At 66.2% G+C, this 3,653-nt stretch carries 6 protein-coding genes; 4 read left to right on the top strand and 2 right to left on the bottom strand.

Annotation, left to right across the window (positions count from 1 at the left end):
* Positions 1 to 129 precede the first annotated feature (129 nt).
* A complete protein-coding gene (locus tag AC5Y4D_RS27170) occupies positions 130 to 741 on the bottom strand; it encodes a glycosyltransferase family 2 protein (protein WP_500038752.1) in 612 nt (203 codons plus the stop codon).
* A 293-nt stretch (positions 742 to 1,034) separates the two neighbouring features.
* Between AC5Y4D_RS27170 and AC5Y4D_RS27165 the strand changes: the two genes are divergently transcribed.
* The 4 genes from AC5Y4D_RS27165 to AC5Y4D_RS27150 all read left to right on the top strand — a co-directional run bounded on the left by AC5Y4D_RS27165 (position 1,035) and on the right by AC5Y4D_RS27150 (position 3,413).
* Positions 1,035 to 1,187: a hypothetical protein gene (locus tag AC5Y4D_RS27165; RefSeq protein ID WP_500038751.1), complete on the top strand. Its 153-nt coding sequence runs from the start codon at positions 1,035 to 1,037 to the stop codon at positions 1,185 to 1,187.
* Between the two features lie 556 nt (positions 1,188 to 1,743).
* Positions 1,744 to 1,869 carry an ATP-binding protein gene (locus AC5Y4D_RS27160; protein WP_500038750.1) on the top strand — a complete coding sequence of 42 codons (126 nt, stop codon included), beginning with the start codon at positions 1,744 to 1,746 and terminating at the stop codon, positions 1,867 to 1,869.
* Between the two features lie 89 nt (positions 1,870 to 1,958).
* Positions 1,959 to 2,915: a dipeptidase gene (locus AC5Y4D_RS27155; protein ID WP_500038753.1), complete on the top strand. Its 957-nt coding sequence runs from the start codon at positions 1,959 to 1,961 to the stop codon at positions 2,913 to 2,915.
* Between the two features lie 72 nt (positions 2,916 to 2,987).
* Complete coding sequence (locus tag AC5Y4D_RS27150; protein ID WP_500038749.1) at positions 2,988 to 3,413, top strand: GNAT family N-acetyltransferase; 426 nt, start codon at positions 2,988 to 2,990, stop codon at positions 3,411 to 3,413.
* A gap of 47 nt (positions 3,414 to 3,460) precedes the next feature.
* Here AC5Y4D_RS27150 and AC5Y4D_RS27145 read toward each other — a convergent pair.
* Positions 3,461 to 3,653 (bottom strand): hypothetical protein (locus AC5Y4D_RS27145; protein ID WP_500038748.1); only part of this gene is annotated, 193 nt, incomplete at its 5' end.

Here is a 3,653-nt window from a genome sequence, read left to right as displayed (position 1 = left end):
GGACGCCCGCGGTGGTATCGGTTTCCGCCAAGGCGGCTAACCGCCGCCAGCGTCGCGCGGTGTCTCCGCGCCCGGGCAGTGGAAGATCCAGCGCTCCTGTCGCCAGCCACTGCCTGACCAGCTCAGCACTCACGACACCACCCCCGACGCATCGCAGTCGGATTCCAATGTTGCGGCCAATGTGCGTAGATGGTGGGCGAACCCGCCCGGGGCTCGGCCTTGGCGGCGATCGGAGGTGGCAACCGACAGGGCCGCGTCCCGGTCGACACGCAGGCCGGCCGCCTCGAACCGCCGCACCAAATCCACGTCTTCACCGGTGGCCAGGCTCCGAAAGCCATCCAGTTTCCAGTACGCGCCGGCTCGGAACCCCATGTTCGCCCCGTGCACGTGATCGTGTCCCGACCCGGCCCGGTGGTACTCACGCTGGTAGCGGTGCGCGACCGCGGCCGGAAAGTCCCGCCACACCGGGATGCGGACCACCCCGAGCACCATGTCGGCCCCACCGTGCCGGTGCGGATCAAGCATGCGCGCCAGCCAATCCGCGTCCACGGTGCTGTCGGCGTCAGTAGTGGCATACCACATCCGCCCCAGCTCCGTGTGCGTGTCAAGGGTGCGGGCGTAATCAAACCCGGCGGCGCGGGCCGCACCAACATTTCCGGCGTTCACGGCGATGAAATGCACGTCGGCGCCGCACCGCGCGGCGGCCAGCTGTTCACTGCCGTCATCGCAGGAGTCCAGCACTACGACGATCTCTGTCGGTGTCGGCGCGCGCGGCCGCGGTGATGGCGCGTAGGCATTGCGGTAGGTCTACGATCTCATTGTTCGCCGGGACCACCACAAACGTTCGTAGGATGCCCCAGCCCGGCATCGACATGGCATCCATGTATCCGCCGGGCGACCGTTTAACACCTGCCATAATCAGCGCCGTGATCACCTCCCGCAGCCGCCCGGGGCTCGCCCCGGCCAGGACCGCGTCGTAGCCGGTGCGCTTCGGGCAGGCCGGTGGAGTCGGCGGCACCGGAGCAGCAGGCTCCTTGGGTACAGCAGGCACCTTCGCCGGTGGCGGCACCGGTGACGGCAGCACCGGCGGCACCGGGGGCACCGGCGGGGCCGGCGGCCAAGGCGCCACACTGTTCGGCATCGGCGGTGCAGGCGGCACCGGCGGGGCCGGGCGGGGCTGGGGGTGACGTCGGCCCTACACGCGACGCTGCTCGGCGACCTGAGCGGTTGAACTCCAACACTACGTCGTACACCACGTTCCTGGACTTGCCCCCCCCCCGCGGGCATCGCCGGGCGCACACCCACCGGGGTCAGGGCGTAGTACTACTCCCCCACCCCCCCCCCCCCTTCGCCCGCCGGGCATCCTTCGCGGCCAACCCCGCCGCGGCCGCGGTGTCGTTGTAATAAACGATCGACCCCGCGACAACTTTGCAATCGTCAACACCGCCCTTCCCGTGTCGGGCCGCCTGCCAAACACCGGTCGGGCATCCATAGTCTGACAGGCGGCCCACCCACCCTCGCACACCCTCGTCCTTCATATGGAGACGGCGCTGTCCGGGATTGAGAAGCTCCTGAACGACAGCGCGAGCCGACGTCAGATCCTCTCCCAACACGACCGCCGCCACCATCAAATAGTCACGGTGCTTGGTCTCGTCTACGAAGATGTGCCGAGCAGTCACCGTGTGCTCCGAACAGCCTGGCGGAGGGCCCGTCGATACCAGCGGGACTGGACTTCATGGCGGTGTGCGCCTTGAACACGCCTCGCTGATCCTGACCTCGAACCTGCCCTTCGCCCGCTGGGGCGACGTGTTCGGAGACCAAGTCGTGGCGGCGGTTATCTCGACCCTGATCTTGAAATATGCCGTTTGAACTGGCCGTTTATGTTCTGGACGGTGTGTCTAGGACGTTTAGGCGGCCATCGTTGAGAGCATCGTCTCGGTGCTGCAATATGGGTGTCCATGCCGTCGCTTCTGTGGGACCAGCACACCTGTCTGCCGCTGCGGACCGATACCGACGTCGATCCGCTGATCCGCTATCACCACCGCGCGGGGGTATTGGTATCGGTCAACGCCGGGTATTCGCCCCACAGCTTCGAAGACGCGATGGCGCTGCTGCGTCATTATCGCGCCGCGGTCGACGCCCACCCGGCCCTGGAGTTGGCGGCCAGCATCGACGATGTTGAGGCGATTACCGGCGCCGGCGGCGTCGCGGTGGTGTTTGACCTTGAAGACTCGCGCCCACTCGATGAGAACCTGGACAATCTGGCGGCCCTAGCCAGCCACGGGGTGCGCACCCTGCTGCCCACCTACAACCACGCCAATCGTGCCGGCAGTGGCTGCCTAGACAGCATCGATGGCGGCCTGACCAGCTGGGGCCGTGCAGTCGTTGCCGAGCTGAATAACGTCGGCATTGTTCCTGACGGATCGCATTGCAGCGCCCGCACCGGCCTGAACATGTGTGAAGCCTCAACCGGCCCAGTCGTTTACAGCCACTCATGCATGCGCGCGGTTTGGGATCACCCCCGCAACATCACCGACGACCAAGCCCGGGCCTGTGCGGCCACCGGCGGCGTTATCGGAATCACCGGAGTAGGCATCTTTTTGGGACCCAATACCCCCACCCTGGACTCGATGACACGGCACTTGGAATACGCCGTCGAACTGGTCGGCATTGACCACGTCGGCGTCAGTACCGACTTCTCATTCGACTACGCGGACGTGGTCGACGAATTGTCCCGCAACGCTCACCTGTTCGACGACAGTTATACCCGGTGGGGGCCGATTCAGTGGATGCCGCCCGAAACACTGCTGAAGCTCGAACAGCATCTCGCTCGGCGGGGATGGGCCGCCGCCGACATCGCGGCTGTGGCCGGCGGCAATTTCTATCGGGTAGCCCGATGCGCTTGGCGCTCCTAACCAGCCGATCAGACCGGCGTTAATTGCCGCCGCTTGAGTCACCGCACCTCGGCGGGCTGGCAGACTTGCCCCATGCAGATCCGACGAGCACGGGCCACCGACGCGCCCACGATCGCGGCACTGCTGAGTGAGCTCGGCTATCCGGCGACCGCCGCCGAGGTCGAGGACCGCCTGGGCAGCCTTGACAGCTCGGACTGCGTCTTGATTACCCCCGGTGGTTTGATCGCGCTGCACCGTGTGCCGCAGCTGGCCGAAGGAAACCCGTTTGCGCGGATTACGGCGCTGGTAGTGGCGGCCGACCGGCGGGGCCAGGGCATCGCCCGCGCCCTCCTTGGCGCCGCCGAGGACGTGGCGCAGGAGTGGAATTGCCAGCTGATCGAGGTCTCGAGTGCGCGCCGGCCCGAGCGAGACGGAGCGCACTCCTTCTATGCGGCAGTCGGTTTCGAAGACGCGGTAGAGCGCTCGGTCCGGTACTGGAAGTCCCTGGGCCATCCCTGACCCGCTCTGATCGAGCTGGCTTGACGTCCGCGCCTGGTCACTAGCAATTAGCCTGTTTCGCTCGGCATTTCGGTGATCTTGCGCTGGAGGTACCACGAGAAAAATCCGTGGTACTTGCGTTGGAGGTCGCGCCGGCGCCAGTCGTGTCCGTCGATCACGCGCCGGCAGGAAGCGGTGTTGCACTGGCAGGTCATTTGTCCGTCGTAGTCATCGAATGTCGCATAGTCGATGGTGAGTTCC

The sequence above is a fragment of the Mycobacterium sp. NGS67 genome (assembly GCF_059812185.1).
Note: the sequence above shows the minus strand (reverse complement) of the source record. Positions and strands in the feature narration are given on the sequence as shown.

Coding starts and splice junctions, on each gene's coding strand:
- AC5Y4D_RS27150 (WP_500038749.1), top strand. CDS start 2,988: ATGCAGATCCGACGAGCACGGGCCACCGACGCGCCCACGATCGCGGCA.
- AC5Y4D_RS27155 (WP_500038753.1), top strand. CDS start 1,959: ATGCCGTCGCTTCTGTGGGACCAGCACACCTGTCTGCCGCTGCGGACC.